This window comes from Faecalibacillus sp. TM498, assembly GCF_020589955.1.
GTDB classification, from domain to species: Bacteria; Bacillota_I; Bacilli_A; order Erysipelotrichales; family Coprobacillaceae; genus Faecalibacillus; species Faecalibacillus intestinalis.
In genome coordinates this window covers 1-3,464 of record NZ_JAJDKB010000096.1, presented here as the reverse complement: position 1 = coordinate 3,464, position 3,464 = coordinate 1, and the positions used below count along the sequence as shown (strand labels likewise).

Genomic DNA, 3,464 nt, shown 5'->3' with positions numbered 1-3,464 from the left:
CAAGATGATTATTATAAAGAAATTGTTAAAGTTACAACACAAATGCATTTATAAATATTATAAAAAATAATTTGTGATATGTTATTTTATAAAACAATAATTTCGCTGAATTATATTTATCATATTTCATACCAAAAAAATACCAAATAAATTTGTATTATTAATAAATAGTTAAAAATGGTATAAAATACAAATGAAGTAAAGTGTTGATAAATAAACATTATTAAATATATAAGTAGATAAAATAAAAATTAGCTTAATCTAGCGAAAAATATGCTAAATAAAAAAGGGTTTCAAGATAGAAGAAGCCCTTTTTTTACGCTAAAACCCGCATGAAATCAATGTTTTTTTGATTTGCGGGTTTTTATTTTTTATGAATAAAATAATGCTCAAAAATGCCCTGAAAATGGGCTATACCAAAAAAATACCAAAAAAATTCGAAAAAAGTGTAAAATTTCCACCAAAAAAGCATCAAAAAATCATTAATTTTTGATGCTTAAAAGAAAAAAACTATCTAACATAAATTAACTTTTTGAAACTGTAATGCTAATAATGAGAATTTATACTAAAAACTAAGGCGCTTATCATTGTAAAGTAAAGATCTAATTAATAAAATAACTTTCACAAATATTATAAATAATAGTGCTAGTTGGTAATATTAATTTTTTCATAGTTTTTCCATTTTTTTAATGTTCAGTGATAGTTGTTTCGATTTCATATATAATTGAATTCTTTTGATCTTGTATATAATCGTACCAAAGAATTCCTATCCAAATTGCTAAAATTGTACATGTTACTGAAAAAAATATAAGGAATTTTTGTATAATTGATTTTAATTTCATTCTTTTAATAAGATCATTTTCATCACTGTTTTGTATGTAATTCACAACAATATCTTTAGGCTCTCCAAATTGTAGAACAATATCATCATATGAACATTGTGGGTGATCATCTAAATATTCATTTAAATGTTTTTTTAATTCATTTAAATAGAATTTTTCTTTTTTAGTATGCATAGGCATAATTGCCCAAATGTTCTTAATGTATTTTTTTATATTATTCATAAGCTTCTCCCAAAGATTCTTTAATAACGTTGTGAATTCCGTCAACAGCATTATTAAATTCGTTAATCATTTCTAATAATTTTTCTTTTCCTTTTTCTTCTATGTGATAATAAACTCTTACTTTACGGTCGATTACTTTTTCATAACTTGAAATATAATTTTCATCTAGCAATTTATACAAGATAGGATACATAGTACCTTCTTTAATGACTATTAATTCATGAGAATATGTCTTAATTTGTTTTGTAATCTCATAGCCATAACAATCTTGCTTAGCGATTATGCATAGAAGTAACATATCTAATTTAAAAAAACTATTTTTTCTAGCCATATCAATACTTCCTTAATATAATTATATATTTATTATAAAATATATTTAAAAATCATCAATACATAGATAAACTATGTACACTGATTTATAAATATGATAATATATGAATAAGAAAACGTTTTTAAATTAAAAGAAATCTATATAGTCATGAAAAAAGTATTGAGTGTTTAATTATAGTGATATTTTTATTGTATCGATTGTAGTAATCTTATATCCATTTTATTACTGGATTTGGTTGATTTGTTATTAATGAGACAATAAAATTTGATTCATTAAAATTTGCTATATTATAAATTTATGATAGGTGATGATTGCTGTGGAAGAATACATAGAAATTAGGATCAAAAAAAGAATCTTAATTGTTATTATTTTATTTTTAATGTTTGTTATTGGTGCAACAGGTTGGTATTTTTGGTCTTCGTATCATCCGTATATAAATATTCAAGTAAGTGAAGGGACTGCTGGGGATAATTTAAAAGTTGCTGCACCTTATATTGCTTATTCAGAAAAAAATGGTGTCCCAATGGCAGCATCAATTAATTTAAAAATTTCTGATTTGACAATGCAACATGAATTTATGTGTAAAAGTATAAGAGAAAATTATATTTGTTCTGATATAAAATTGAAGATTAATAAGAAAAAGGATAAAACAATTCTTAAATATTATGGTACTGCTACTTCTTTAGATGGGAAAGTTGAAGATTTTAATAAGCAAATAACAGTTGATTATATTCTTAATGCAGATATAAAGTATCAATGATTAAACACAAATTATGTAATTAGTATGTTTTAGCAATAGAGTGAAATTTATAAATAGCAAAAGGAGGAGAAGTCAGAAATGGTGAAAGAATTAACCAAATAATGACTTTGAAGATTAGTTAGAATGATAGAAATATGTTTTGATACTTCTACTGAAGCAAATTTACGTTATTTATATGCAGTAGGGATCATAGATTCCAATACTATTCTTTGTTGTCCAGACGATTATACATTAGGAAATTTTAATAATTTTAGTATTGATGAAAGATATGAACAATTATGTAAATATGGCGTTGTTGATTATGACAAAAGAAATAAAGAATATTTTTATAAAAAGTATTCTTTATTTTTAAATGGATTATATAAAATTAAACGAGGTGACAAAGTAAGAATATGGATTTCTCAAGTTACAATGGAAATGGTGGGTTTCTTTGTTGTATGTTATTTTTTAAGAGATGTATTAAATAGTGTTTTCGTTTGTGATGCAAATATAATTTTACATGATATAAGTAAACACACTGCTTTTTTAAATTGTCCAACTGATTTTATACAATTGATGAATAAGATGGAAAATGTTCCTGTTTTAAAATATTCAGAAATTGGTGAAAAAATATTTTTAACAGATAAGACAATAAAACTTATAAAAAATGGTGAAGTTATAATGATGAATGAAAAAGATTTGGATAGACTTATTTATGATGTGATTAATAGCCAAAAAGGAAATAATACAGAAAGAATAATTGAAGAGGTATCTAAAAAAAGTCTAATTAATTATCTATATTTATATAAAAAAGTTAGAAAAATAATAGTTGAGTGAAACGATATGGGGTATAAATAAATCAAAATATTGATAAATGATAAGAAGTATTATGACAATAAAAATCGTTTCGAAGAACATTAAAATATCTAATAAAATTATTTTTTTGAAGATTTATTGGTATATAGGAGGTTAAAAATAATGGTATTAATTATTGGGTTGTTTTTGTTTGTTAACTTATTGCTTTTATTTATTAATATCATCTGTTTTTGTAATAAAAGCAGATATTTTATTTATTCAATGTTTATAAATAATATTATTAGCGTAACTACATTGCTAATGTGTATAAATTATATAAAAGAATTGATGCTAAAAAGTGATTGGACATCGTTATTAGATATTGTACCGGTTATAGTTCCAATATTAACTATATATTTTATAGGTGTATGTGTGATTCAAATGATTTTAATGATACTTTTTTATAAAAAATGAGTAATTTGAAGTGAACCGACTTTGTTGGACAAAAAATAATTAACTTAATGATAAGGCTTGA

General features: G+C 22.9%; 4 protein-coding genes. 2 read left to right on the top strand and 2 right to left on the bottom strand.

Annotated features, from left to right (window positions below):
* Positions 1 to 686: 686 nt before the first annotated feature.
* Positions 687 to 1,064, bottom strand: a complete 378-nt coding sequence (locus LJD32_RS14675) for a DUF6120 family protein (protein ID WP_227392786.1) — start codon at positions 1,062 to 1,064, stop codon at positions 687 to 689.
* Positions 1,057 to 1,395 carry a PadR family transcriptional regulator gene (locus LJD32_RS14670; RefSeq protein ID WP_227392785.1) on the bottom strand — a complete coding sequence of 113 codons (339 nt, stop codon included), beginning with the start codon at positions 1,393 to 1,395 and terminating at the stop codon, positions 1,057 to 1,059. Before LJD32_RS14670 ends, LJD32_RS14675 begins: the two co-directional genes overlap by 8 nt.
* A gap of 316 nt (positions 1,396 to 1,711) precedes the next feature.
* On the opposite strand from LJD32_RS14670, the gene LJD32_RS14665 reads away from it, so the two are divergent.
* Both LJD32_RS14665 and LJD32_RS14660 read left to right on the top strand, forming a co-directional pair.
* Positions 1,712 to 2,155: a hypothetical protein gene (locus LJD32_RS14665; protein WP_106988947.1), complete on the top strand. Its 444-nt coding sequence runs from the start codon at positions 1,712 to 1,714 to the stop codon at positions 2,153 to 2,155.
* Between the two features lie 123 nt (positions 2,156 to 2,278).
* Positions 2,279 to 2,971 carry a DUF1835 domain-containing protein gene (locus LJD32_RS14660; protein WP_227392784.1) on the top strand — a complete coding sequence of 231 codons (693 nt, stop codon included), beginning with the start codon at positions 2,279 to 2,281 and terminating at the stop codon, positions 2,969 to 2,971.
* Positions 2,972 to 3,464: the final 493 nt, after the last annotated feature.